This is a genomic window from Blastococcus sp. TML/C7B (assembly GCF_016612845.1).
In the GTDB taxonomy this organism is placed as follows: Bacteria; Actinomycetota; Actinomycetes; order Mycobacteriales; family Geodermatophilaceae; genus Blastococcus.
Map to the genome: position 1 here is coordinate 74907 of NZ_JAEOAA010000001.1, position 25725 is coordinate 100631.

A 25725-nucleotide genomic window follows, 5' to 3' on the forward strand; every position below is an offset into this window, starting at 1 on the left:
CCCCACCCCGAGGAGACTGCGTGACCGTCGAGATCCCCGTCCTGCAGGGCCGCGGCATGACCCTGAGCGACCAGCTCGCGCGGCACGCCCGCACGATCCCCGACGCCACGGCGCTGCGCTTCGACGGGGCGGGCCGCACCTACGGCGAGCTCGACCGGCGGGTGACCCGGCTGGCCCGCGCCCTGCGCGAGCGCGGCGTCGGCCAGGGCGACCGCGTCGCGGTGCTGGCGCTCAACGGGATGGAAACCTGGGAGGCCTACCTCGCCGGCGTGCGCCTGGGCGCGATCGTCGTCCCGGTCAACTTCCGGCTGGTGCCCGACGAGGTCGCCTACGTGCTCACCGACTCCGGCGCGGTGGCGCTCGTCGTCGACACCGCCCTGGCCGAGGTCGGCGAGAAGGCGCGGGCGCAGTCGCCGTCGGTGACCAGCACGCTGGTGATCGGCGGGGACTACGAGGACGCGCTGGCCGCCGCCGGCGACGAGCCGCTCGACGTCGTCGTCGCCGAGGAGGACCCGGCCTTCCTCATGTACACCTCGGGGACCACCGGCCGGCCGAAGGGCGCGGTGCTCACCCACCGCAACCTGCTCATGCACGTGTTCAGCCAGCTGGCCACCCTCGGCTCGGACCCCGAGGACCGGGTCGGCGTGCCCGGCGCGCCGCTGTTCCACATCGCCGGGCTCGCCGGCGGGATGCCGCCGCTGCTGCTGGGCGGCACGCACGTGATCATCCGGTCCGGCTCGTTCGACCCGGCCGAGACGCTGGACATGATGGAGCGGGAGAAGGTCTCCAACATCTTCCTGGTGCCCGCGATGTGGGCCGCCGTCCTCGCCGTCCCCGACCTCGCGGAGCGCGACCTCTCGCACCTGCGGCGGATCTCCTGGGGCGCGGCGCCGGCCTCCACCACGCTGCTGCGCGGGCTGATCGAGGCGTTCCCGCAGGCCGAGGTGATCACCGCCTTCGGGCAGACCGAGTGCAGCCCGGTCACCTGCCTGCTGCGCGGCGAGGACTCGGTGCGCAAGATCGGCTCGATCGGCACCCCGATCCTCAACGTCGAGGTCCGGGTGGTGGACGACGCGATGCAGGACGTCCCCCGCGGCGAGGTGGGCGAGATCGTCTACCGCAGCCCGATGGTGATGAAGGAGTACTGGGGCAAGCCGGAGGCGACGGCGGAAGCGTTCCACGGCGGCTGGTTCCACTCCGGCGACCTCGTGCGCCAGGACGAGGACGGCTACTTCTACGTCGTCGACCGCAAGAAGGACATGATCATCTCCGGCGGGGAGAACATCTACTGCGCCGAGGTCGAGGACGTGCTCGCCGCGCACCCCAAGGTCGCCGAGGTCGCGCTCATCGGCGTCCCGGACGCGAAGTACGGCGAGGCGCCGCTGGCCGTCGTCGCCCCGCGGGACGCCGAGGACCCGCCGACCTCCGAGGAGCTCGCGGCGTGGTGCCGGGAGCGGCTGGCGCGCTACAAGAACCCGCGTGAGTACTCCGTCGTCGGCGCGCTGCCCCGCAACCCGAGCGGCAAGGTGCTCAAGACGGCGCTGCGCCAGGAGCACTCCGCCGGCTCGCTGGTCGCCGAGCCGGTCGTCTAGCGGTCAGCCGGTCCAGGCCTCGGCCACCCGCTCGAGCACCGTCGCGGCCTGGGCCCGGCCGGCGCGCGCCGACCCCGCGCGCGCCGCGGGGTCGAGCACGTTGCGGCCGATCGCGGCCCTGCTGCCCTGGTCCGGCGAGACGACGGCGACCCGCGCGGACACCATCCCGGTCACCTGCGCGTCGACGCTGGTGATCGGCCCGATGCCGCGCGCGATGGGGGCGAGCACGACCAGCCGGTCGTAGCCCTGGGCGAGGTCGGCGTTGGCCGCCGAGCGCATCCCGCCGTCGACGTAGCGCCGCCCGTCGATGGTGACCGGCGGGTAGACGCCCGGGACGGCGCAGCTCGCGGCGACCGCCTGGACCAGCGGGACTCCGGAGTCGCGGTCGAACGCGCGGAACTCCCCCGTGGCGGCGTCGACCGCGGTGACGGTCAGCTGCCGCTCGGGCCAGTCGCGACCGACCAGCCGCCCGCCGATGACGTCGAGCCGCTCCTGCTCGGTCGGTGTCAGCCCGGCCTTCTCCGCGGCCAGCGCCACCTGCCCGACCCGGCGGCGGAACTCCTCGTCGCGGCCGCGGCTGACCAGCATCGCCCAGGCGTAGCGGGCCAGGTTCGCCCGCGACATGCGCGCCACCTTCTCCTGCGCCGGCGGCTCGAGCTGGCGGGCGTACATCGCCTCGAGCTCGGCGCCGCTTGTCACCTGCGCACCGACCACCGACCCGGCCGACGTGCCGACGACGAGGTCGGCGGTGGTGAGGTCGACGCCGGCCTCGGCCAGACCGGCCAGCAGGCCGATCTCCCAGGCGATGCCGGTGATGCCGCCGCCGCCGAGGACGAGGGCCGTGCGCTGGTCGCTCATCCACTGATGGTCACAGACGCTCGACAGCCCGTGTGGTGTGGGCCACCCTGTCGGGGGTGTCCCGACCGGGGAGCACCGCCACGAAGGGATGGGCATGACCGCACCGCAGCCGGCACCCGACACGACGACCGCGAGCTGGCCCCCGGGGCTGCCGCGGTCGCTGGACTACCCCGCGGTGCCGGTGGGCTCGATCCTCCGGGCGGGCGTCCGGCGGTGGGGCGACCGGACGGCCTTCATCCAGCACGACCGGCCGATCACCTTCACCGAGCTCGGCGAGCGGGCGCACGCCGTCGCCGGCTGGCTGGCCGACCACGGCATCGGCCGCGGCGACGTCGTCGCCCTGCACATCCCGAACTGCCTGCAGTACCCGGCGCTCTACTTCGGGATCATGCTGTCGGGGGCGACCTTCTCCCCCACCAACCCGCTGCTCCCGGCCGCCGACCTCGCCGCGCAGCTCACCGACGCCGGCGCCACCGCGCTGATCACCTGGGACCAGGTGCTGCCGCTGGTGCGCCCGGCACTGGCCGCCTCCCCCGTCACGACGGTCATCGTCACCGGCGACGTGCACGCCCGGGACTTCACCGCCCGCCTCGACCTCGCCGACGGCGACGTCGACGCCGCCGACCTGCTGGGCGGCGACCCCACCGACCGGCACCTCGACGCCGCGGTCGACGTGGACACCGACCTGGCGCACCTCGCCTACACCGGCGGCACGACCGGCGTCAGCAAGGGCGTCGAGATCCTGCACCGCAACGTCGTCACCAACGTGCTGCAGTCGGCGTGCTGGAGCAACGGCGCGCTGCCGGAGCTCGACGAGCACGGCGACGTCACGGTCCGCCAGGTGTGCAGCGCCGAGGAGTACCCGGTGCCGCTGGGCACCGTCCGGATCATCAACCTGACGCCCTGGTTCCACGCGATGGGCGCCGTCGGCTACCTCAACGGCATGGTGCTCAGCGGCACCACCGTGGTCATCCACGCCCGGTTCGACCCGGCCGCCTATGTCGCGGACATGGCCCGATACGACGTCACCTCGATCGGCGGTGCGCCGCCGATCTTCGTGGCGCTGCTCCAGGTGCCCGCCTTCACCGAGGGCGACTGGTCCGGCGTGCGCGGCGTCTCCAGCGGCGCGGCCCCCCTGCCGGTCCCGCTGATCGAGAAGCTCAAGGCGACGCTGCCCAACGCCAAGATCGGCGAGGGCTACGGGCTGACCGAGGTCACGATGATGGCCACGAGCAACCCGTCCTTCCTCTCCGGGACACGCAAGCCGGGCACCGTCGGCGTGCCGGTCTTCGACACCGAGATCAGCATCCGCTCGCTGGAGACCGGCGAGGCCCTGCCGCAGGGCGAGCGCGGCGAGGTCTGCATCCGCGGCCCGCAGGTCATGCGCGGCTACGCCGGACGGCCCGAGGCCACCGCGGAGGTCATCGACGCCGACGGCTGGTTCCACACCGGCGACGTCGGCATCCTCGACGAGGACGGCTACCTGGCGATCGTCGACCGCACCAAGGACATGCTGATCTTCAAGGGCTACACCGTGTACCCGCGCGAGCTGGAGGAGATCCTCTTCGGCGTCCCGGGCGTGGCCGGTGCCGCCGTCGTCGGCCGCCCCGACGAGGAGGCCGGCGAGCTGCCGGTCGCCTACATCGTGCGCAAGGACGACGCCGCGGGCGCCGCGCTTACCCTCGAGTCGGTGCTCGCCACGGTGAACGACCGGGTGACGCACTACAAGCGGCTGCGCGACGTCGTCTTCATCGACGCCATCCCGGTCTCCGCCGCCGGCAAGGTGCTCAAGCGCGAGCTCGCCGCCCTGGAGCGCGAGAAGGTCGGCGGCTGACGCCGACCCCCTGTCCACCCGCAGCCGCCCCGACCGGGTCCTGACCCGTTCGGGGCGGTTCGCGCGCGCCCGGCGCCGCGGCTCACTACTGTCCGCGGCGTGGGCAGCGAGTGGGAGGGCAGCGAGACCGAGCACACCGGTGTCCGCATCGCCCACGAGGAGATCTCCCCGGTCCGCCAGGTGCTGCGCCGGGTGTGGATCGCGGCGCTCGTGCTCGTCGCCGTCGTCCTCGTGGTCTACCTCGACCGCGACGGCTACCGCGACGGCGACGAGGTCGGCCTCTCGCTGCTCGACGCGACCTACTACGCGACGGTCACCCTCTCCACGACCGGCTACGGCGACATCACGCCGGTCACGCCCGAGGCGCGCCTGGTCAACATCATCCTGATCACGCCGCTGCGGATCATGTTCCTGATCGTCCTCATCGGGACGACCCTCGAGGCGCTCACCGCGCGCTCGCGGGAGGAGTTCCGCATCCACCGCTGGAGGTCCCGCGTGCGCCAGCACGTCATCGTGTGCGGCTACGGCACCAAGGGCCGCAGCGCCATCCGCTCGCTGATCGCCAACGGGACGCCCCCGGACAAGATCGTCGTCGTCGACCCGGAGCCGCGCGCCATCGACGAGGCGAACTCCGTCGGTCTCACCGGCATCGTCGGCGACGCCGGCCGCACCGAGGTGCTGCGCAGGGCCTCGGTCGAGCGGGCCCGCGCGGTCATCGTCGCCGCGAACCGGGACGACGCCGCGGTCATGATCACCCTCACCGTGCGGCAGCTGAACCCGAGCGTGCCGATCACCACCAGCGTCCGGGAGGAGGAGAACGCCAACCTGCTCCGCCAGTCCGGCGCCGACACCGTCATCACCACCTCGGCCACCTCCGGCCGGCTGCTCGGGCTCTCCACGGACGCGCCGCGGGTGGTGTCGGTGGTCGAGGACCTCGTCACCGGCGGGCAGGGCCTCGACCTGCACCAGCGCACCGCGCAGGCCAGCGAGGTGGGGCTGGGCCCGCGCGACCTGCGCGACATCGTCCTGTCGGTCACCCGCGGCGGCCGCACCCTGCGCTTCGACGACCCGCTGATCGGCACCCTCCAGCCCGAGGACGTCCTGGTCGTGGTGAAGGCCCACGAGCCGGGGAAGCCGGCTCAGCCCCTCTCGCAGTCCTGATCCCGCTCAGGCGGGAGCGCGCACCCAGGTGGTGGTCGCCTCGTCGCGCCCGCGGAGGGTGACCTCGGCGCCGCGGACCCACTGCTCCCGCTCATCGGGCGGGGCGCCGAGCACCGTCGGCCCGCTGGCGACCGCGCGGCCGGGGTGGTCCTTGGCCAGCTCGGTCAGCCGGGCCGCCTCGTTCACCGGGTCGCCGATGACCGTGTACTCCAGCCGGCTGGCCGCCCCGACCTGGCCGGCCCACACCGGGCCGCAGGCGACGCCCACGCCGACGTCGACCTCGCCGGCCACGGCGACGGCGTCGCAGATCCGCCGGGCCGCCCGCAGCGCCGCGCCCGCCGGGTCCGGGTGGTCGGTCGGGGCGCCGAACACGCACAGCGCGGCGTCGCCCTCGAACTTGTTCACCAGCCCGCCCTCCTCCTCCACGGTCTCGACGACGACGGCGAAGAACCGGTTGAGCAGGCCGACCATCTGCTCGGGCCCGGTGCGGCGCACCAGCGACGTCGAGCCGGCGATGTCCACGAACAGGGCGGCGACGACCCGCTCCTCACCGCCCAGACTCACGCCGGTCCGCAGCGCCTCCTGGGCCACCGTCGTCCCCACGTGCCGGCCGAACAGGTCGCGCAGCCGCTCGCGCTCGGCGAGCCCGGCGACCATCGTGTTCACGCCCTCCTGGAGCAGCCCGATCTCACCGGCGTCGTCCACCAGCACGTCGACGCCGTAGTCGCCCCGCCCGACCTGCTGCACCGCCCGGCGCAGCTCGCGCAGCGGCTGCCCGACGGCGCGGGCGGTCAGCAGCGTCGCGAGTGCCCCGACGAGCAGCGCGACGACGACGAGGAAGACCACCGCCGCCTCTCCCGGCCCGTCGGGGTCGCTCGGGTCGAGGAACAGCAGGACGACGCCGAGCATGGGCACGCCGCTGGTCAGCGCCCAGGTGAGCAGCAGGCGCGGCCGCACGCCCAGGACCAGCGCGCCGACCGGCGGGTGCGCGGCCAGCGCGATCGCGGTGACCGCTCGCGCGGCGCGGGCGGTGAGCAGGTAGGTGACACCGGCGGTGACGACGCCGCCCAGCGTCACCACCACCGCGACGCGCAGCCCCACCAGCGGCTCGGGGAAGAGCATGGCCACGACCGTCGACATCAGCACGGCGGCGACCAGCCAGATCGCGGCGGCGACGAGCGCGACGTCCAGCGGCAGGCGCAGCGCCTGCCCGGCCTCGGCCGGGGTCGGCTCGCGGCGCTGCAGGAGCCAGCGCGTGGTGGACCGCTGGCGCCGCAGGCCCGCGAGACCGCCGGCCGGCAGGGCGAGGACGAGGTAGGCCACCGCGGTCCAGAGCACCTCCGTCCGGCCGGTCCGCCCGCTGCCGTCGTCGACGCCCAGGAGCAGGAGGACGACGGTGCCGACCCCCACCAGGTTCGCCACGATGACCAGCAGCGCGATGAACGGGACGGCGGACCTGCCGCTGGGGGCCCACTCCGCCCACGCGGCGGCCCGGGCCACCGGAACCGGCCACGGGCTCCCGTCCGAGGTCATGACCTGCGCAACGACACCCCGGGCATCCCGGTTCCGCCCCGTCCCCCGATCGTGCTCACCGCCACCTCCCCCGTTGATCATCGTCATAAGGCTGGTCGACACGCCGTCGGGCCCGACCACCTGACGATGATCAACGGGGAGACGGGGGAAGCAGGGACGGCGAGCCGGTGGTGCACAAGCGGTTCGACGACTCCTTCGAGGAGACCGAGCTGGAGCAGCGGCTGGCCGAGCGCGGGTGGGCCGGCTGCTGGTCACCGGGGCGCAGACCGACGCCTGCATCCGCGCCACGCTGCACGGCGCGCTGGTGCGCGGGTACGACACGACGCTGGTGGAGGACGCGCACACCACCGAGGACCTCCGCCGCTTCGGCATGCCGATCGGGCCGGAGGACGCGATCGCCTGCACGAACACCTACTGGCGCTACACCGAGGCGCCCGGCCGGGCGACGGCGGTGACCCCGGCCGCGGAGGTGGAGCTCGCGCCGGCCTGACCGGTCAGCCCCGGGCGATCTCCTCGACGATCCGCTTCGCCGCGGACCGGCCCTCGGGCGCGGGCACCAGCGGGTAGACGTGCACCGCGCCGGGGCAGACGGTCACCTCCAGCGCGGCACCGGCGGCCGCGCCGCGCTCCTGGAGCAGGAGGACGTCGGGCAGGCACAGCTCGGCGGTGCCGACGTAGACCTCCATCGGCGCCAGCCCGCCGAGCTCGCCGTTGATCGGGCTGAGCCGGGGCTGGATGGGGTCGTCGCCGCCGGCCCACGCCTTGCCCGCCTCCACGGTGCCGTCGATGTTCAGCCACGGGTCGCGGGGCTCGAGCGCCGGCAGGTCCGGGTGGCTCAGCGTGAGGTCCAGCCACGGCGAGAGGAGCACGAGCCGGCGCGGCTGCGGCAGGCCCGCCTCGGCCAGCGTCTGGGCGAAGCCGAGCGCCAGACCGCCGCCGGCCGAGTCGCCGGCGACGGTGACCGCCGAGGCGTCGACCTCGGCCAGCAGCTCGCGGTACACCTCGGTGACGAAGGGATAGGCCTCGCGGTAGGTGTGCTGCGGCCCCAGCCCGTAGAGCGGCACCTCGACGCGGACGCCGGCATCGGCCAGCTTCGAGATCAGCGCCCAGTGCTGCTTTCGCGATCTCGCTGACGTAGGACCCCCCGTGCAGGTAGACGACCGCCCGGCCGGTGCCCCCGTCGCGCGGCGCCACCGTGGTGCACGGGAACCCCTGCACCGAGCGGGTGCGCACGTGGTGCCGGCGCAGCAGGGCCGTCGGCGGCGCGGTGGAGCCCTTCGGCTCGGCGATGCGCTTCCGCGCCCGCTCGACCGTTGCCATCCGCGGCTTGCGGGTGAGCCGCAGGACCACGGAGATCGCGCGCATCTGCAGGCTGGCCATGGATGCGGATCCTCTCCCGTGCCGGACGTGCGTGCGGCGCACCCTATGCGGCCGCACCGCTAGGGTGGCGCGGCCCACCGGAGCAGCCCGCTGCCCTGCCCCGACCCGGAGGTCCACGTGCCGCAGTCCGCCCGCTCCACGGCCGCGCGGCGCCGCCGCCGGATCGACGCCTGGGTCATCGTGCTGGCCGCCGTGGTCGTCGCCGTCGTCGCCTTCGCGGTGGCCGCGCTGGCCGGCCGGCGAGCGGGTCGCCCGGATCTGGGTGAGCGCCACGATCGCCGAGGATGGCAGCGCGCGGATCGTCGAGGTCATCGACTACGACTTCGGCGTCGAGGAGCGGCGCGGCATCTACCGCGACGTGCCCGGGCTGCGTGCCGACGACCCGGTGGAGGTCACCTCGCCCGACGCCCCGGCCGACGTCGTCGTCACCGGGGAAAACCCGGTCCGGCTGCGCATCGGCGACCCCGACGTCACGATCACCGGGCAGCACCGCTACGAGCTGAGCTACACCCTGGACGGCGTCAGCCGCGGCGGCCGGCTGGCCTGGGACGCCGTCGGCACCGGCTGGGAGGTGCCCGTCGACGAGGTCGAGGTGCACGTGCTCGGCGCGGTGGAGCTCGTCGCCGACGGGTGCGCCACCGGGGAGGGCGGCTCGAACGCCGACTGCCCCATGCGCCTGGAGGCGCCGGGCCACCTCGTCGCCCGGGTCGACGGGCTGGACGCCGGCGAGGGCGTGACCGTCTTCGCGACCGAGGGCCGCCCCCTCGACGCCGCACCGCCCGCGCCGGCCGCGCCCAGCGCGGCACCGGAGGACCCGGGCACCGACCCGGTGGTCCCCGCCGCGCTCGCCGGGCTGCTGGCGCTCGCGGCCGGCGCGCTGGTGTCCCGGGTGGTGCGGCAGGCCGGCCGGGAGCACGTGCCCAGCTCGTGGCTGCCCACCGTCGTCGCCCCCGGCGGCGAGGCCCGGATCGACTTCGAGCAGCTCGGTGGGTTCGCGATGCCCTCACCGTCGATACCCCGGGACCTCACGCCCGCGCAGGGCGGGGTGCTGCTGTCCGGCTCCGTGGCCGAGCGGCACAAGGCGGCCTGGCTGCTGCAGCTCGCCGTCACCGGCGTCCTCGACCTGGAGCCGGCACCGGACGGCGGGAAGGCGACCACCCTCGTCCGCCTGCGGGACGGCGAGCCCACCGACGCCCGGCTGCTCGACCTCGCCCTCGACGGCCGCGACCGGCTGCGGCTGGGCAGCTACGACGAGTCCTTCGCCGCCGCCTGGTCGGCCCTCGGGACGGAGCTCGCCGGCTGGCAGCAGAGCTCCGGCATGTGGGACGCCGCGGCCGACCGGCGCTCGGTCCGGGTGCGCTGGTTCGGGGTGCTCGCCGCGCTGGTCGGGCTCGTCGTCCTCGGGGTGGGCGCGTGGCTGTCGAACGGGCCCGGCGTCGCCCCGGTGGTGCTGGCCGCGCTCGGCGGCGTGCTCGCCGGCGGCGGGGCGGCCGCGGCGCTGCGCGGCTGGGAGCTGCGCGTGCTCACGCCGCAGGGCTCCTCCACCTGGCTGCGGGTGGAGGCGCTGCGCCGGTACCTCGCCGAGTGCGCCCCGACGGCGATCGACGACGCTCTCGCCGAGGGCACGCTCGGCGACTACAGCGCGTGGGCCCTCGCCCTCGGCGAGGCCGAGCGGTGGTCGAAGCTCGCGACGTCGGTGCGGACCCGCGCCGGCCGCGGCGGGTACGACGACCGGCACTGGTACTACGCGTCCTCGGGCCCGGTCTTCGTCTCCACCTTCGCCGGCGCGAGCACCGCGCCGTCGTCGTCCTCGTCGTCCGGCGGCTCGGGCAGCGTCGGCGGCGGGGCCGGCGGTGGTGGCGGGGGTTCCTGGTAGCCACCACCGCCGCGCCCTCACATGTCGCGGTAGCGGACCGCCGCGTGGAGGCCCCTGCGCAGCCAGTCCTCCTTGACCGGGCGCCCGGGCTGGGAGAAGACGGCGTAGGCCTTGGTGTCGCGCTGGTAGCGCCAGCCCTCGGCCAGCGGGCCGACGTCGTAGGCGTCGTAGCCGATCGCGTCGAGGAAGTCGGTCACCGTCTTCTTGGCGCCCTCGTCGTCCCCGGCGATGGCGAGCACCGAGCGGTCGGGGTCCCCGGCGGGCTTGGCCAGCGGCACCATGCCGGCGGCGGGCACGTTGTTGAAGCACTTCACCACGTGCGATTCCGGCAGGTGCGCCTGCAGCAGCTCGCTGACCGTCGTCGACTCGTCGTCGAGCTCGGCGATCTGCCCGTCGCGCTGCGGGTAGTAGTTGTTGGTGTCGATGACGACCTTGCCGCGCAGCGGCTCGACCGGCACCTCCCGGTAGGCCTTGAGCGGCACGGTGACGACGACGAGGTCGCCCGCCTCCGCCGCCTCGGCGGGCGTCGCGGCCCGCGCCTTCGGGCCGAGCTCGGCGACCAGGTCGGAGAGGGTCTCCGGCCCCCGGCTGTTGCTGAGCACCACGTCGTAGCCGGCGGCGACCGCCAGCCGTGCGATGCCGCTGCCGATGAGTCCGCTGCCGATGAGCCCGAGAGTCGTCATGACCGTGCCAAGCCAGGTGTGGCGGAGGTCATTCCCGGTCCCGCCTGCGCGACCGGGCCGGTCAGAGGTCCCGGCGGTGCTCGGCGCGATCCTCGACGGCGCCGTGCCGGATCAGGCTGACGACGGCCAGCCCCAGACCGCCCCAGATGACGAGCATCGCCACCAGCATCATCACGATCGCGGATGCGCTCATCGCGTTCCTCCCTCGGAGCCGGCGTCCGCCGGGCCGCCGGCCGGCGCGTGCAGGGGTGCGGCCGGGTCGGAGCCCGGTGGTGGCCCGTCCAGGTGCGTGCCGGCGCGCCAGGGCAGCCGGGCCACGAGGAAGCCGACGACCGGCAGGACGACGACCAGGCCCCAGCCGAAGACCAGCAGCAGCCAGTCCGGATAGCCCTCGTAGGCGGCCTCGAGGTCGTCCTTCAGCGCGAAGCCGAGGACCAGCGCGAGGCCGACCGGGGCGACGAGGCTGACCAGCACCCGCCACCCGGCGCCGATGCGGGGGCGGCCGTGCACGTTGAGGTGCCCGCTCAGGTCGGTCAGGGACCGCAGCACCCAGGCGACGACCAGCATGCTCACCAGCGCGACGACGAGGATGCCGTACTGGTTGACGAAGTGGTCGACGACGTCGAGCACGTAGATGCCGCTGGTGGTGCTGAACAGCACCAGGCTGATCACCGCGACCGGCACGGTGACCACGAGGGTGGCGGTGAGCCGGCCGGTGTCGAGCTTGTCGCGGACCGCCGAGATGACGACCTCGAGCACGCTGACCAGCGAGGTGATGCCGGCGATGACCAGCGACCCGAAGAACAGCACGCCGATCAGTGCCCCGGCGGGTGCTTCGCTGATGATCGTCGGGAAGGCGATGAAGGCCAGCCCGATGCCGTCGCTGGCGACCTCGTCGACCGGCACGCCCCCGGTCTGCGCCATGAACCCGAGCGCGGCGAAGACCCCGATGCCGGCCAGCAGCTCGAATCCGGAGTTGGAGAACCCGACGACCAGGCCGGAGCCGATCATGTCCTCGCGGCGGCCGACGTAGGACGCGTACGTGATCATGATGCCGAAGCCGATGGACAGCGAGAAGAAGATCTGGCCGAAGGCGGCCGCCCACACCGACGCCGAGCTCAGCGCCGACCAGTCCGGGGTGAACAGCGCGTCGAGCCCCTCCCCCGCGCCGTCGAGGAACAGCGCCTGCACGACGAGGGCGGCGAAGGCGAGCACCAGGACGGGGATGAAGACCACCGAGGTGGCGCCGATGCCGCGCTGGACGCCGAGCGCCATGATCGCCAGCACCGCCAGCCAGACGACGAGCAGCGGCACGAGGACGCCGACCACGACGTCGGTGGTGATCTCGACGTCGCCGGCCTGGAGGAACTCGCCGAAGAAGAAGCCCTCGGGGTCCTCGCCCCACGCCTCGTCGAGCGAGAAGAACGTGTAGCGCACCGCCCAGGCGATGACCGCCGCGTAGTAGACGGCGATGACCGCGCAGATGCCGACCTGCCACCAGCCGAGGCCCTCGATGCCGCGGCGCAGGCGGGCGAAGGACAGCGGCGCGGAGCCGCGGTGGCGGTGCCCGATCGCGTAGTCCAGCAGCAGGAACGGGATGCCCGCGGTGAGCAGCGCGACGAGGTAGGGCACCACGAAGGCGCCGCCGCCGTTCTCGTAGGCGACATAGGGGAACCGCCAAGATGTTGCCCAGCCCCACCGCCGAGCCGATCGCCGCCAGGATGAACACCCGCCGGGAGCTGAACGCGCCACGGCGCTTCTGCTCCGCGGTCTGACCCGCCGTCCGTTCCACCGACCCGCTCATGCGATCGAGGATGGCAGGAACCGGGCGACTCGGCTGCCGCTGCGGCCGCGCGATCAGCCGGAGCGGACGACCAGGCGGCCGGTGATCTCACCGGCCGCCTGGTCGCGACGCCTCGGGCATCAGCCCGTCGGAGCCAGCCCGTACGCCTCGTGCCAGCGCGTCAGGTCGAAGGAGGGGGCCGATGCCTCCTCTGGCGACGGGCCGCCGGTCCCTGCGAGGATCCTGCGTGCGAGGACGTGGTCGCCCGGGCGGTTGACGGTCTCGACCGCCACCAGCCGGTCGCCGCGGTAGCGCAGGACGCACGTGGCCCGGGGCTCGGGCACGGCCACCTCCACCGCGCTGTCGGTGACCTCGGCCAGGCCCGCGATCTGGATCTTGAGGTCCCCCTGGTCCGACCAGAACCACGGCAGCGCGTCGTAGCCGATCGAGGTGCCCATCAACCGTGCGGCCACGTGCCGGGCCTGGTCGACGGCGTTCTGGACCGACTCGAGGCGGACGCGCCCGCCGGTGTGCGCGCTGGGGAAGCTGGCCGCATCGCCGATGGCCGAGATGTCCGGGTCGCTGGTGAGCAGCCGGTCGTCGACGCGGATGCCGTTCTCGATGGCCAGCCCCGCCTCCTCGGCCAGCACGGTGTCGGGCACCACGCCGATGCCGTAGACGACCAGGTCGGCCGGCAGGCGCCGTCCGTCGCCTGTCTCGACGCCGGTCACCCGGCCCTCGCCGTCGATGGCGGTGAGGGCCTGGCCGAAGTCGAACCGCACGCCCCACTCCTCGTGCGCCCTGCGGATGAACTGCGCCGTGGGCTCCGAGACGGCGCGCGCCATCGGCCGGTCGGCGAGCTCGAGGACGTGCACCGCCGCGCCGTGGGCCGCGGCGACGGCGGCGAACTCCAGACCGATGAACCCGGCGCCGGCGACGACCACCTCGACGCCCTCGCGGATCCGACCGGCGAGCTCGTCGGCGTCCGCGCGGGTCCGCATGCCGATGACGCCGTCGAGGTGCGCCCCGGGGACCGGCAGCTCCCGGTTGCGCGACCCGGTCGCCAGGATCAGGTGGTCGTAGGACAGGGACGGGCCACCGGCCAGGTGGACCTGGTGGCCGGCGCGGTCGATGGCCACCGCGCGGTCGAGCACGAGGTCCACGCGCTGCTTGGCGTACCAGTGCTCCTGACGGAGCAGCAGCTTGCGGGCCTCGAGCCGGCCCAGGAGGTACGCCTTCGACAGGGGCGGGCGCTGGTAGGGCAGGCCCGGCTCCCCGTGGACCAGCGAGATCGATCCCTCGAACCCGCCCTGCCTGAGGGAGGCGGCGGCCTGGGCGCCTCCGGCGCCCGCGCCGACGATGACGACGGACGCCGGAGTCACAGCGGGCCGCTCAGTTGCGCCGCGGGATGACGACGGTCATCGAGTCGTATCCCTTGACGAAGTGCCCGTGGCTGCGCTTCGGCTCCCCGACGACGGTGATCTCGGGGAAGCGGACCAGCATCTCCTCCCAGATGATCCGCAGCTGCAGCTCGGCGAGCTTGTTGCCGAGGCAGCGGTGGATCCCGAAGCCGAAGGAGAGGTGCTGGCGCGGGTTCTTGCGGTCGACGACGTAGGAGTCGGCGTCCTGCACCTTGGCGTCGTCCCGGTTGCCCGAGACGTACCAGAGGACGACGCGGTCGCCCGCGGGGATGACCTTCCCGCCGATCTCGACATCGCGGGTCGTGCGGCGCGTCATGTGGGTCAGCGGCGTCTGGAACCGGATCGTCTCCGACACCATCGAGGGGATCAGCTTGGGGTTGGCCCGCAGCTTCGCGTTCTCCTCCGGGTTCTGGGAGAGGAAGTAGACCGACCCGGTGATCGTGTTGCGGGTGGTGTCGTTGCCGCCCACCAGCAGCACCACGCTGTCACCGAACAGCTCGGCCTCGGAGAAGTTCACCGAGTGCGGGCTGTGCGCCATCAGCGACATGAAGTCGATGCGGGGCTCCTCGCTCCGCCGGGAGCCGACCAGCTCCGCCATCGTCATGTAGAAGTCGCGGATCGCGAGGTCGTGCTCCTCCTGCGTCTCCGCGGGCTGCCCCGGGCCGGCCTGCGTCGTGATCACGTCCGACCAGTAGGTCAGCTGACGGCGCTTCTCCTGCGGGTAGTCGAACAGCGTCGCCAGGGTCATCGCGGTCAGCTCGATGGAGACCTTGTCGACCCAGTCGAACTCCTCACCGATGGGCAGGCCGTCCAGGATCGCGCCCGCGCGCTCGCGGATGAGCGGCTCCAGGGCGGCCAGGTTCGCCGGGGCGACGCCCTCGGCCACCGCGCCGCGGTGGATCTCGTGGTCCGGCGGGTCCATGCTCAGCAGGGAGCGGATCCCGGCCTTCTGGCGCTCCTGGACCTCCTCCTCGGTCAGCTCGCGGCCGTCGAAGATCGACGTCGTCCGCGCGACCGGCTCCGGCCGGTTCAGCGCGATGAGTCCGTCGGCGGAGAAGAGCTCGTGGTTGGTGTCCGCGGCCTGGATGTCCGCCCACCGGGTCAGCGACCAGTACCGGCCGAACTCGCTGTGCTCCTCCGTCGTGAGGTGCACCGGGTCCTCGGCGCGCAGGCGCTCGAAGACCCACTGCCACTCCCCGGTCGGGAAGCGATCGGTCTTGGCCGGGTCGAGCGACTCGAGGGGGGCCGCGTAGATGCGCTCCCGGGCCTCGGCCTGCTCCGGGGAGAGGTCCGTGGCTGCTCGTGGCATTGCAGTGGTCATCCGTCTGCCTTCCAGGTCGGTGAGGGGTCGTGGCGGAACCGGTGTGCTCGCGGCGGCGCGGTCGCGGTGCGTGCTGCCTCGCTGGCGGCCGGGCGTTCGCGTCCCGGCCCGCGGGTTCAGCTGCCGACGACCTCGACGGACAGCCCGTCGAGCTCCTCGGACGTCTCGATCTGGCAGGACAGCCGGCTGTTCTCGCGGACCCCGAAGGTGCTGGCGAGCATGGCCTGCTCCAGGTCGGTGCGCTCACCCGTAGCGTCGCGCCACTCGGAAGCGACGTAGACGTGGCAGGTCGCGCAGGCCGCCTCACCGCCGCAGTCCCCGTCGATGCCGGGGATCGCGTTGTCGACGGCGACCTCCATCAGCTTCCAGCCGGGCTCTGCCTCGACAGTGCGCGAGGTCCGGTCCTGCAGGGTGAAAGTGACGTTCATGCGCGGCCTTCCTGGTGTTCGTCCGGTGTGGCGCACGGTACAAGTGACACAGTGTCAAGTCAATGGCGCCACGTCAGCGAGATCGCCGCGCGGCCGCACGAGGAGGAGGACGGCGTGGAGAAGTACCTGAACTGCCCGTGCGGTGAGGTCATCGAGGGCTCGGATGAGGACGACCTCGTGGCGAAGGCCCAGGCGCACCTGAGCGAGGCGCACCCGGGGCGGACGTACACCCGGGAGCAGATCCTCTTCATGGCGTCCTGAGCCACGGCGTGGAGGAGCCGAGGCGCACCGGCCCGACCCTGACGACCACCACCTATCGTCGGGCCGTGGACGCGCGCTCGGGCACCGGACCCGGCACTCCCCCGAACCTGACGGTCCGGGAGGAGCTGAGGGAGGCGACCCGCCAGCGGCTGCTGTCCGCGGCCGAGGAGATCTTCCAGCGCGACGGCTACTCCGGGACGACGGTGGGGAACATCGCCGCGGCCGCGAACGTCAGCCGGGCCGCGTTCTACCTCCCCTTCACCGACAAGGCCGACGCCCTGATCACCCTCATGCGGGCGAACCTGGCCGAGACCCCGGAGTACTGGCGCGAGGTCGACGCCGCGCTCGTCAGCGGCGACCGGACCGCCCTGCGCGCCTCGCTGCGCAACACGCTGACCTGGTACGAGCAGCACGCACACCTGCTGCGACCGGTGCGCGAGGCGCTGGCCGCGCACCCGCACCTCACCCAGAAGGTGCAGGGCAACTTCGCCCGCTTCGCCGACGAGATGGCCGGCTACCTGGACCGCGTCCCGGCGCAGGACAGGGACCGCGCCCGACTGCGGCTGCAACTGCTGATCATCCAGCTCGACCAGCTCGCCTACCGGCTGGTCGTGCTCGGGAACACCAGCATCGACCGCGACGTGATGCTCGACGAGGTCACCGAGATCTGGCGCCTCACCCTGCCCGCGGCGGCGCAGCCCGGCTGACACCGCGCCGCCGGCTGCTGGGAGCGCCGGAGGGTCGTCCGAGCCAGGGGCAGCGGTCACGCCGCGATGGGGCCCCTCGCCCACCGAGAGCGAGAGGCTCGGGCACAGACGCACGAAGGGCCCGGTCAGCTGACCGGGCCCTTCGTGGTGGAACAGGGGTGGAGGTGGCGGGAATCGAACCCGCGTCCTTCGACGCACAACCAGGGCTTCTCCGAGCGCAGTCCGCGTTGCCTCTGCTCGACCCCGTCGATCATGCGGACAAGTCGACGTGACGGGCCCAGTCACTGTTTGGTGTCCCACACGCGCCCGCGACCGGCGCGCGCAGTGAGTCATCTAGCTGATGCCAGGAACCGGGTCGATGACGAACCCGGGCTGACAGACTCGCCTAGCTGCTATCAGGCAGCGAGAGCGAAGTCGCGCTGATTGGAATCGGCGCTTGTGTGTTGTGCAACGGATCGTTAACGAGATGATCGTTGCCTTCCTCGGCTCGCTTCCCCTGGTCACCCGACCGAAGTCGAGACCATTCACCCCCTGTGTAGTTGTGCAGTCAGGCTAACGGACTCCCCGCGCCCCGTGTTCCCGGCGCTCCCGCTAGGGCCCGAACCGCCGGCGCAGGCCGCTCGCGCGCACCACCTGGCGGCCCACCGCGGCCCGCACCTCGTCCGCCGAGCCGACGATCCGCACGCTGCGGCTGGCCCGGGTCACCGCCGTGTACAGCAGCTCGCGGGTCAGCAGCGGCGACGACGCCGGCGGCAGCAGGACCGCGACCTCCTCGAACTGGCTGCCCTGGCTGCGGTGCACGGTGAGCGCGTGCGCCGAGCTGACAGCCGACAACCGGGACAGCGGCACGAGCGCCGGCCCGTCGCCGCGGAGGAACGCCGCGCGCGGCCCGTCCTCGGTGCGCACCACGACGCCGGTGTCGCCGTTCCACAGCTTGTTCTCATAGTCGTTCGCGGTGACCAGCAGCGGCGCCCCGGGCAGCCACTCCCCCGGTGCCGCGCCGATCAGCCGGCCCACCCGCTCGTTCCACGTCGAGACGCCGGCCGGCCCGCGCTGGTGGGCGCAGAGCAGCCGGTGCCGGCCGAGCAGCGCCAGGCACCGGACGGCGTCCCCGCGCTCGGCCGCGGCCCGCAGCTCGGCGGCGACCTCGCGGATCCGCTCTTCCAGCGCCGTGGGGTCGGGGTCGAGCGCGAGGTCGCCACCGGCCGCGAGCAGCTCGAGTACCCGGTCCGCCTCGCCTTGGCGCACCGCCTCGGCGAGGCCGGCGATCCCCGCGCCGAACCGCTGCGAGCCGCGCAGCCGCACCACGCCGGTGCTCAGCTGCTCCCGCTCCTTGTCGGTCAGGTCCGCGGTGTCGTCGCGCTCGGCACCGGTGCCGAGCTGCACGGGTGCCGCGCCGTCCCGCGCCGGTCGCTGCACCAGGTCGCTGAGCACGGCGCCGGCGTCCACCGGGGTGAGCTGGTCGGGGTCGCCGACCAGCACGAGCCGGGCGGAGGGCCGCAGCGCCTCCAGCAGCCGGGCCATCATCGTCAGCGACACCATCGACGACTCGTCCACGACGACGACGTCGTAGGGCAGCCGGTTGCCGGCATCGTGCCGGAACCGGCTGCGGCTCTGGTCTACCCGCCGGCCCAGCAGCCGGTGCAGCGTCGAGGCGGTCAGGTCGTCGGGCAGGCCGATGGCCGCGGCCTGCTCGAGCACCGACTCCTGCAGCCGGGCGGCGGCCTTGCCGGTGGGGGCGGCCAGCGCGATCCGCGGCGGCGGCCCGGGCTGGTCGAGCAGCACCTTGAGCAGCCGGGCGACGGTGTGCGTCTTCCCCGTGCCCGGCCCGCCGGTGATGACGCTGACCCACCGGCCTGCCGCGACCGCCGTCGCCAGCCGCTGCCGGTCCGGCGCCGGGCCGTCGAACAGCGCGTCCAGCCCGCCGAGGTCGACCGCGGGCGCCGGGCGGGCGGCCCGCTCGTCGAGCTCGCGCCGCACCAGCTGCTCCTGCTGCCAGTACCGGTCCAGGTAGAGCAGGCCGTCGACCAGGCGCAGCGGCCGCCACGGCGCATCCAGGCCGACCGCGACGACCGGGCTGTCCTCGAGCGCGGTCCAGTCCGACGGCCAGGTCAGCTCGACCGGCGGCGCGTCCTCGTCCGGGACGACGGAGCCCGCGATGGTGGCCAGCTCGACGCAGACCGAACCGGCGCGCACGCCGCGCACCGCCAGCGCCGCCGCCAGCAGGACCGTCTCCCGCTCCTCGCCGCCGAGCCGGGCCAGGCGCAGCGCCACGTGCACGTCGGCGGGGGCCAGCACGCCGGCCTCGGCGAACTCCCGCAGCAGGCCCTCCGCCCGCACCGGGATCACGGCCGACCCGCCAGCAGGTCGGAGAGTCCGGCGACCAGGCCGGGCGGGGGCGTCCACGAGAACACACCCGCCCCGGCCGGGGTCTGCGGACCGGCCATGCCGCGCACGAAGAGGTAGAGCACCGGCCCGATGTGCTGCTCCGGGACGTAGCCGGGCAGCCGCCAGCGCAGGTACCGGTGCAGGGCGACGCAGTAGAGCAGCGCCTGGAGCACGTAGTGGGTGTGCCGCATCTCCTCCGCCATCGCCTCGGGCCGGTAGTCGTCGGTCGTCAGCGGTTCGGCGCCGAGCCGGTTGGTCTTGTAGTCCACGACCGAGAACACCGGGCCGGGCAGCCGCAGGACGGCGTCGATGCTGCCGGTGAGGAAGCCGCGCAGCGCCTGCGGCTCGAGCTGGGCCAGCAGGTCGGGGTAGCCGGCCAGCGTCCCGAGGTCGTACCGCCGCAGCAGGGTGACGACGTCGGCCAGCGTCGCGTGCGGGACGGCGTCGTCCCCACCGGCCAGGGGCAGCTCGAAGTCCAGCTCGGCCAGCCGGTCGACCGCGGGCACGGCGGCGAGCGTCGTCCCCAGGTCGGCCAGCGGGGTGTCCAGCACCGGGCGCAGCCCCTCGGCGAGCGCCTCGGCTGTCACCCCGGGCACGAGCTGGCGGGCCACCTCCTCTGCGCAGCGCTCGGCCAGCGCGTCCGGGTCGAGGTCCTCGAGGACGGCGTGCACCAGGGTGCCGAACGCGGCCCCGCCCGGCAGGTCGCTCAGCGGGGAGGGCAGCGCGTCGGGCGGCGGGGTGCGCTCTACCGCCACCGCCTCCACAGCCTCGGCGTCGGGCTCGTCGTCGGTGACGGCGGTGTCCGGTTCGCTGGCCAGGTGCTGCTCGTACACGGCGTCGTGCGCCGCGCGGGTGAGCGCGCTGTAGGAGGTGCGGCGCCAGTCCTCGTCGAGGGTGCGGGTGAACGTGCTCACCGACAGCTCGGGCGCGGGGCTGCCCGGCGGCGCCCAGCGCGGCAGCGGACGCCGGCCCACCTCGGCCGCCTCGATCGTCCCGGCGGACCGGGTCACGAGGCCGTCCAGCGCCGCGGCGGCGTCGTCGTCCGACGGTGGCTGGACCCGCGCCGCGGGCTCGGCGCCGGGACCGGCCGCACCGAAGAGCAGCCGGTTGAGCGGGGCGGCGACGGTGTTGCTGCTCGGCGCCCAGTGCGCGACCACCTGGCACCGGGCGCGGGTCAGCGCGACGTAGAGCAGCCGCAGGTCCTCACCGGACTCCTCGGCGGCGTGCCGGCGGTACGCCTCGGCGTGGCCCGTGCTGCCGGGCCCACCGACGTCGAGCACCCGCCGGCCCTCGTCGTCGTGCAGCCGCAGCACCGCGGGGTCGTCGGGCATCCAGCGGTCCCAGCCGTAGGGCACGTAGACCACCGGGAACTCCAGCCCCTTGCTGACGTGCACGGTCATGACCTGCACCGCGGCCGCGTCGGACTCCAGGCGGCGGCTGCGCTCGTCGGTGCGCTCGTCACCGGCCTGGGCGATCCGGCGGCGCAGCCACTCCACGAGCGCGGTCAGCCCCAGCGACTCGCGCTGCGCCACGGCGTGCAGCACCTGCCCGATGTGCCGCAGGTCGGTGAGCACCCGCTCGCCGTCGGGCCGGCCGAGCACCCGCGCGGGCAGCCCCTCCTCGGCGGTGAGCACCTCGAGGAAGGCGGCCACGCCGCGGTCGGCCAGCAGGTCGGCCCACTGCCGCAGCTGCTGGCCGAGGACGTCGGCGACCTCGTCCCCGGACTCGTCGAGCTCGGTCTCGTCCCGGCCCAGGAACACCGAGAGCGCGGCGGAGCGCACCCGGCCCGACCGGTGCGGCTGCTCCATCGCCTCGAGCAGCCGCAGCCAGGACTGCGCGCTCGGGGTGGCGAAGACGCTGCCACCGCCGGCGAAGACCGCGGGCACCCCGGCCCGCGCCAGCGTCTCGCGCACCAGGGTGCCCTGCGCGTTGGTGCGCACCAGCACGGCGACGTCGCCCGGCTCGACCGGCCGCCCCTCGAACTCGGCGCCGCCGGTCAGCAGGTCGACGACGTCGGCGGCGACGTCGCACGCCACGGCCTCCCGCAGCGGGCCCACGCTCGGCAGGCCGCGGTGGACGCGGCCGTGCCCGGTGCGCCCCAGCCGGCGCAGCCGCAGCGGCGCTCCCGCCCCGGTCAGCCGCGGCGCCGGGTGGGCCGCCCCGACCGGGCGGACGACGATCCGCTCGTGGCCCAGCGCCGCGCCCCCGAAGACCAGCTGGAGCGCGTCGAGCAGCGGGCCGTCGCTGCGCCAGTTGGTGCCCAGCGTCGCCTCGGTGGTCGCCTCGGCGGCGGCCGCCAGGTAGGTGGTGACGTCCCCGCCGCGGAAGGCGTAGATCGCCTGCTTCGGGTCGCCGATGAGCACGAGCGCGGTGCTCCCGTGGAACGCCCGGCGCAGGATCTCCCACTGCACGGGGTCGGTGTCCTGGAACTCGTCGACCATGACGACCCGGTAGCGCGAGGCGATCCGCTCGCAGGCGACCGGCCCCGACTCGGGGTCGGCCAGCGCGTCGCGCAGCAGCGAGAGCCAGTCGTCGTAGTCGACCAGCCCGAGCAGCCGCTTGCGCCGCTCGACCTCGGCCCGCACCGCCGCCGCGGCCGCGCGCCGGCGGCCGGGCAGCCCCTCGTCGGCCCGGGGCCACAGCTCCGCCTGCCGATCGCTGCCGACCGCCTTGCTGCCCAGCTCGAGCAGCTCGGCGTGGGAGAGGAACGGCTGCTCGCCGGCCCCGGCGAAGACCCGCAGGTAGAGGTCGTCGACGACCTCGCGGACGAGGTCGTCGATGTTCTCGACGAAGGCGGCGGCGGGATCGGCGTCCGCGGTCATCCCGATGCCGGCCAGCATCTGCGAGCAGAACGAGTGCGTGGTGGCGATGGTGGCCTCGTCGAAGCCGGCCAGTGCCCGCGCCAGCCGCTCGCGGCGCACCGCCACCTCCTCGTCGGTGCCGCGGGCGAGCAGCTGGAGCACCTCGTCGCGCCCGTCCGCCCGGGCGGCGGCCGGGTCGCGCAGGCCGCGCTCGGCGCTGACGAGCCGCTCCCGCACCCGGTCGCGCAGCTCGCGCGAGGCGGCGTTGCCGAAGGTGACCAGCATGATCTGCGAGAGGTCGGCCGCGCCCTCGGCGACGTAGCGCGCGGTGAGCGCGGCGATGGTGAACGTCTTGCCCGTGCCGGCGCTGGCCTCGAGCACGGTCGTGCCGGTGGGCAGGTCGCCGCAGACGTCGAAGGCGTTCACGAGAACTGCTCCGCGGCGCGGACCGGCGTCCAGAAGCGGCAGGCCAGCGCACCGAAGCGGGTGGTCTCGCCGGGCCAGGCCTCGCCGTCGCCCGGCGCGGCGGCCAGCAGGTCCTCGAACGCGGGCCGGTCGCCCCACACGAAGGCGTGCGAGCGGTCCTCCTTCTCGCCGCCGCCGTCCCGGTTCCACTCGCGGCGGGCGGTGTCGAGCGCGCGGTCGGCGTCCTGCGCGTCGAGCCGGGCGCCGGCGTAGGCCCAGGAGGTCTTCACCGCCATCGGCAGCGGCTCGCAGGTGCCCCGGTCGTAGAGGTCGAGCAGGTCGGCCAGCACGGCGGCCGGATCGGCCGGCGCGGTGATCGTCGAGGTGCGGGCGCGGTCGCGCATCCGGCCCACGGTGATCGCCCGCCCCTCGCCCTCGGTGGCCGCCAGCGCCAGGGCCAGCACCCAGGCGCGGGCCCGGTGCTTGGGTGCCAGGCTGGAGTAGGTGACGCCGACGACGGCGCCGTCCCGCACGCCGTTGACCGTGCCGTGCAGCTCGCGGCCGCCGAGGTCGAGGCGGACGTCGACCGTGCGGGGGTGCGCGGCCACGAGCGGCCGGCCGGCGGTCAGCAGCGCGTTCACCCGCGTCCCGACGCGGCGGAGCACCTGACCCCCGAGTCCCGCGGGCGGCAGCGTGCCGCGCAGCCACTCGGCGCGCTCCGCGTCCTCCGGGCTCACGCCGCGCAGCCCCGCCTCGAGCAGCCGCTCGCCCACGGCCCACTCCTGCAGCGGGTCGAGGGTGGCGGACATGGCGTCGGCGACCTCGTCGTCCTCCCCGGGCAGCGTGATGCCCAGCCGCTGCCGGAGGAACGCCCGCACCGGGTGCTCGACGAACGCGACGAGGTCGGCCAGGGCCACCGCACCGGAGCGCGGGCGCAGCGGGCCCCGCGGGGCGGGCGCGCTGCGCGGCTGCACCGACCGGCGGGCCCCGGCCAGGCCGACCGGGTCGAAGCTGGGCGCGGGCGTGCCGGTGAACGACCGGACGTCGTAGGGCTGCAGCGGGTGCCGCGTGATCAGCTCGCCGCGGGCGCCCGGCACCATCACCTCGAGCACGTCGAGCAGCTCACCCAGCGGCACCGCCGGCGGGCGCGGTGCGCCGCTGACCGGGTCGGCGCCGGTGTGCAGCACGACCAGCCGCTCCCCCGCCGCCATCACGGCGTCGAGCAGCTGCTGCCGGTCCTCGCTGCGCACGTCCCGCTCCCCGGCGCAGGGGTCGCGGGCCAGCACGTCGTCGCCGTCCATGCCGGTGGTGCGCGGGAAGGCGCCGTCGTCCAGGCCCAGCAGGACCACGACGCGGTGCGGCACCGACCGCATCGGCACCAACGTGCAGACCGTCAGGTTGCCGGTGCGGAAGTTGGCGCGGGTGGGGCGGCCGCGCAGCCGGTCGGCGAGCATCGCGCGGACGTCGGCGAGGCGGACCGGGGAGACGCCGCCCTCGGCCGCCTCGGCGAGCTCGCGGCGCGCCTGGGCCAGCTGCCAGGCGTCGGCCGGCTCGGACTCGGTGAGCAGGTCCAGCGCACCGGCCAGCGTGCCGGTCCAGTGCCCGACGGGGTGCTCGCCGGAGAGCGCCGTGAGCACGTCCTCGAGCCGGTCGAGCAGCTCCGCGAGCCGGCCGGCGAGGTCGATGTCGCTGCTGTCGACGTCGTCCAGGGGCAGCGCCCGGTCCAGCCAGACCGGCTCGTCCTCGGAGGTGGTGACGCCGAGCAGCACCCGGTCCAGCCCGGCCCGCCAGGTGTTCTGCGCGATCGTCGCCAGCCGGTAGGGCTCCCGGGTGCCGGCGTCGATGCCCCACCGGACACCGGAGCGGGCGACCCAGTCCCGCACCCGTTCCAGCTCCTCGTCGGTGAACCCGAACCGGCGGCGCACCCCGGGGGTGGCGGCGAGGTCGAGCACCTGGCTGGCGGTGACCCGCCCCTGCGCCAGGTCGAGCAGCGCGGCGACCGTGTCGAGCAGCGGGTTCGTGCGGCGCAGGCTGCGGTCGGCCAGGCGCACCCGCAGCGCGCCGCCGGGGTGCGGCAGGCCGGGCCCGAGCCCGAACGCGGCCGAGATGAGCGGGGCGAAGGTCTCGACGTCGGGGCACATGACCAGCACGTCGCGCGGCTCGAGGGTCGGGTCGTCCTCGAAGAGGCGGAGCAGCAGCTCGCGCAGCACCTCGACCTGGCGCGCCGGACCGTGGCAGGCGTGCACCTGGACGCTGTCGTCGAGCGCGGCAGGCCCGGGGACGACGTCGTCGCGCAGGTCGGCCTGCAGCCGACCGAGCAGCGTCGCGGGCCGGGCGGCGTCCTGGAGGTGCTCGTCGGTGTGCGCCGGGAGCCGGAGCTGCAGCTCGCGCACGTCGCGCGCCAGGCTGCGCAGCAGCGGGTGGCGGGGCAGCGTCGCGGTGCCGTCGAGCCGGCGGCGGCCGGCGCTCCGCTCGGTCAGCCGGCCCCACAGCGCCGGGCTCGGGTGCGGCAGCCAGAGGTGGACGTCGCGGTGCGCGGCCAGCGCGTCGAGCACCGCCAGCGCGTCGGCGTGCAGCCGGGTCGGCCCGAAGACGCTGATCCGCTCCGGGAGCGCGGACAGCGCCGGATCGGCGCGCAGCGCCGCGCAGTCGGCCTCGAGCCGTTCGGCGGGGCTGGGGCCGAGCCGCTCGCGCAGCCGGCGCCACAGCTCGGCCTGCCACGCCAGGTCGGCCGGGAGCGGATCGCTGCCGTCGGTGTCCCGCCCCTGCGCCCAGTCGCGCAGCATCTGCGGGCGGTGCGCGCCGTAGGAGCGGTAGAGCCCGGCCAGCCGCGCGGCGGCCGCCCAGCGGCGACCGCGGCGGTGGTCGTCCGCGCCGGCGCCGAGGTGCCGGCCGAGGACCCCGCACCACGCCTCGCCGGCGCAGGCGTCGATGACCTCGAGCAGCGGCCAGACCGGCTCGGTCCAGGGGTCGTCGCGGAGCTCGGTGCCCCGCGCCGCGGACAGCGCCTCGGCCACCACCCGCCCGGCCGAGGGGAACACCACCCCGGAGCAGATGCCGTCGCCCGCGGCCGTGGCGCCCAGCGCCGTCGACAGCCGCTGGGCCAGCCAGCGCTCCACGCCCTTGGCCGGCACCGCGACCACCTCCGCGGCGAACGGATCGGCCAGCGGCGTGGCCAGCACGCCCGCCAGGCCCTCGGCCAGGCGCGCGGTCCGTTCGGCCCGGTGGACGTGCAGCATGCGGCCTGTCTACCGGACGGCCCCGACAGAACCGGTCAGCCGAGACCGCTGCGG

At 74.7% G+C, this 25725-nt stretch carries 19 protein-coding genes and 1 other RNA gene; 7 read left to right on the forward strand and 13 right to left on the reverse strand.

Annotated features, from left to right (window positions below):
- Positions 1-20 precede the first annotated feature (20 nt).
- A complete protein-coding gene (locus JKP76_RS00355) occupies positions 21-1592 on the forward strand; it encodes a long-chain-fatty-acid--CoA ligase (protein ID WP_200489094.1) in 1572 nt (523 codons plus the stop codon).
- 3 nt (positions 1593-1595) lie between these two features.
- Here JKP76_RS00355 and JKP76_RS00360 read toward each other — a convergent pair whose 3' ends face one another.
- Positions 1596-2450: a patatin-like phospholipase family protein gene (locus JKP76_RS00360; protein ID WP_200489095.1), complete on the reverse strand. Its 855-nt coding sequence runs from the start codon at positions 2448-2450 to the stop codon at positions 1596-1598.
- Between the two features lie 94 nt (positions 2451-2544).
- On the opposite strand from JKP76_RS00360, the gene JKP76_RS00365 reads away from it, so the two are divergent.
- Positions 2545-4284, forward strand: a complete 1740-nt coding sequence (locus JKP76_RS00365; RefSeq protein ID WP_200489096.1) for an AMP-binding protein — start codon at positions 2545-2547, stop codon at positions 4282-4284.
- 99 nt (positions 4285-4383) lie between these two features.
- Entirely contained in the window at positions 4384-5445 is a 1062-nt protein-coding gene (locus JKP76_RS00370) for a TrkA family potassium uptake protein (protein WP_200489097.1), read from the forward strand.
- A 6-nt stretch (positions 5446-5451) separates the two neighbouring features.
- On the opposite strand, the gene JKP76_RS00375 is transcribed toward JKP76_RS00370, so the two are convergent.
- Entirely contained in the window at positions 5452-6978 is a 1527-nt protein-coding gene (locus tag JKP76_RS00375; RefSeq protein ID WP_200489098.1) for an adenylate/guanylate cyclase domain-containing protein, read from the reverse strand.
- A 235-nt stretch (positions 6979-7213) separates the two neighbouring features.
- Here JKP76_RS00375 and JKP76_RS00380 point away from each other — a divergent pair, with 235 nt between their 5' ends.
- The gene (locus JKP76_RS00380) at positions 7214-7468 is read left to right on the forward strand and encodes an isochorismatase family protein (protein ID WP_200489099.1); all 255 of its coding nucleotides are present in this window, start codon (positions 7214-7216) and stop codon (positions 7466-7468) included.
- A gap of 4 nt (positions 7469-7472) precedes the next feature.
- Here the strand turns inward: JKP76_RS00380 and JKP76_RS23095 are convergent, their stop codons facing one another.
- Positions 7473-8405 carry an alpha/beta hydrolase gene (locus JKP76_RS23095; RefSeq protein ID WP_309232941.1) on the reverse strand — a complete coding sequence of 311 codons (933 nt, stop codon included), beginning with the start codon at positions 8403-8405 and terminating at the stop codon, positions 7473-7475.
- Between JKP76_RS23095 and JKP76_RS00390 the strand changes: the two genes are divergently transcribed.
- Positions 8357-10234 (forward strand): DUF2207 family protein, encoded by a 1878-nt coding sequence (locus JKP76_RS00390; RefSeq protein ID WP_242471308.1) that lies wholly within the window; start codon positions 8357-8359, stop codon positions 10232-10234. The two genes, JKP76_RS23095 and JKP76_RS00390, sit on opposite strands and share 49 nt — an antisense overlap.
- Positions 10235-10251: 17 nt before the next feature.
- On the opposite strand, the gene JKP76_RS00395 is transcribed toward JKP76_RS00390, so the two are convergent.
- From JKP76_RS00395 to JKP76_RS00420, 6 genes are all read right to left on the reverse strand, one after another.
- A complete protein-coding gene (locus JKP76_RS00395) occupies positions 10252-10917 on the reverse strand; it encodes an NADPH-dependent F420 reductase (protein WP_200489101.1) in 666 nt (221 codons plus the stop codon).
- A gap of 61 nt (positions 10918-10978) precedes the next feature.
- Positions 10979-11110, reverse strand: coding sequence for a methionine/alanine import family NSS transporter small subunit (locus tag JKP76_RS00400; protein ID WP_200489102.1), 132 nt, complete (start codon positions 11108-11110; stop codon positions 10979-10981).
- On the reverse strand, positions 11107-12669 hold the full coding sequence (locus JKP76_RS00405; RefSeq protein ID WP_200489103.1) for a sodium-dependent transporter: 1563 nt from the start codon (positions 12667-12669) through the stop codon (positions 11107-11109). The genes JKP76_RS00400 and JKP76_RS00405 overlap by 4 nt, the downstream gene beginning before the upstream one ends.
- Positions 12670-12840: 171 nt before the next feature.
- On the reverse strand, positions 12841-14082 hold the full coding sequence (locus JKP76_RS19845; RefSeq protein ID WP_200489104.1) for an FAD-dependent oxidoreductase: 1242 nt from the start codon (positions 14080-14082) through the stop codon (positions 12841-12843).
- 10 nt (positions 14083-14092) lie between these two features.
- Complete coding sequence (locus JKP76_RS00415) at positions 14093-15442, reverse strand: cytochrome P450 (RefSeq protein WP_200489105.1); 1350 nt, start codon at positions 15440-15442, stop codon at positions 14093-14095.
- Positions 15443-15558: 116 nt separating this feature from the next.
- The gene (locus JKP76_RS00420; RefSeq protein ID WP_200489106.1) at positions 15559-15870 is read right to left on the reverse strand and encodes a 2Fe-2S iron-sulfur cluster-binding protein; all 312 of its coding nucleotides are present in this window, start codon (positions 15868-15870) and stop codon (positions 15559-15561) included.
- Positions 15871-15921: 51 nt separating this feature from the next.
- On the opposite strand from JKP76_RS00420, the gene JKP76_RS00425 reads away from it, so the two are divergent.
- Both JKP76_RS00425 and JKP76_RS00430 read left to right on the forward strand, forming a co-directional pair.
- Complete coding sequence (locus tag JKP76_RS00425) at positions 15922-16131, forward strand: hypothetical protein (RefSeq protein ID WP_200489107.1); 210 nt, start codon at positions 15922-15924, stop codon at positions 16129-16131.
- Positions 16132-16196: 65 nt separating this feature from the next.
- Positions 16197-16838 (forward strand): TetR/AcrR family transcriptional regulator, encoded by a 642-nt coding sequence (locus JKP76_RS00430; protein ID WP_200489108.1) that lies wholly within the window; start codon positions 16197-16199, stop codon positions 16836-16838.
- A 156-nt stretch (positions 16839-16994) separates the two neighbouring features.
- Here JKP76_RS00430 and ssrA read toward each other — a convergent pair.
- The 4 genes from ssrA to recC all read right to left on the reverse strand — a co-directional run bounded on the left by ssrA (position 16995) and on the right by recC (position 25671).
- Positions 16995-17370, reverse strand: a transfer-messenger RNA (tmRNA) gene (gene ssrA, locus JKP76_RS00435).
- A gap of 59 nt (positions 17371-17429) precedes the next feature.
- Complete coding sequence (recD, locus tag JKP76_RS00440; RefSeq protein ID WP_309232781.1) at positions 17430-19187, reverse strand: exodeoxyribonuclease V subunit alpha; 1758 nt, start codon at positions 19185-19187, stop codon at positions 17430-17432.
- Positions 19184-22453: a UvrD-helicase domain-containing protein gene (locus JKP76_RS00445; protein ID WP_200489109.1), complete on the reverse strand. Its 3270-nt coding sequence runs from the start codon at positions 22451-22453 to the stop codon at positions 19184-19186. Before JKP76_RS00445 ends, recD begins: the two co-directional genes overlap by 4 nt.
- The gene (gene recC, locus JKP76_RS00450; RefSeq protein WP_200489110.1) at positions 22450-25671 is read right to left on the reverse strand and encodes an exodeoxyribonuclease V subunit gamma; all 3222 of its coding nucleotides are present in this window, start codon (positions 25669-25671) and stop codon (positions 22450-22452) included. Before recC ends, JKP76_RS00445 begins: the two co-directional genes overlap by 4 nt.
- Positions 25672-25725 lie beyond the last annotated feature (54 nt).

Coding starts and splice junctions, on each gene's coding strand:
- JKP76_RS00365 (WP_200489096.1), top strand. CDS start 2,545: ATGACCGCACCGCAGCCGGCACCCGACACGACGACCGCGAGCTGGCCC.
- JKP76_RS00420 (WP_200489106.1), bottom strand. CDS start 15,870: ATGAACGTCACTTTCACCCTGCAGGACCGGACCTCGCGCACTGTCGAG.
- JKP76_RS00375 (WP_200489098.1), bottom strand. CDS start 6,978: ATGACCTCGGACGGGAGCCCGTGGCCGGTTCCGGTGGCCCGGGCCGCC.
- recC (WP_200489110.1), bottom strand. CDS start 25,671: ATGCTGCACGTCCACCGGGCCGAACGGACCGCGCGCCTGGCCGAGGGC.
- JKP76_RS00390 (WP_242471308.1), top strand. CDS start 8,357: ATGGATGCGGATCCTCTCCCGTGCCGGACGTGCGTGCGGCGCACCCTA.
- JKP76_RS00400 (WP_200489102.1), bottom strand. CDS start 11,110: ATGAGCGCATCCGCGATCGTGATGATGCTGGTGGCGATGCTCGTCATC.
- JKP76_RS00360 (WP_200489095.1), bottom strand. CDS start 2,450: ATGAGCGACCAGCGCACGGCCCTCGTCCTCGGCGGCGGCGGCATCACC.
- JKP76_RS00415 (WP_200489105.1), bottom strand. CDS start 15,442: ATGACCACTGCAATGCCACGAGCAGCCACGGACCTCTCCCCGGAGCAG.
- JKP76_RS00395 (WP_200489101.1), bottom strand. CDS start 10,917: ATGACGACTCTCGGGCTCATCGGCAGCGGACTCATCGGCAGCGGCATC.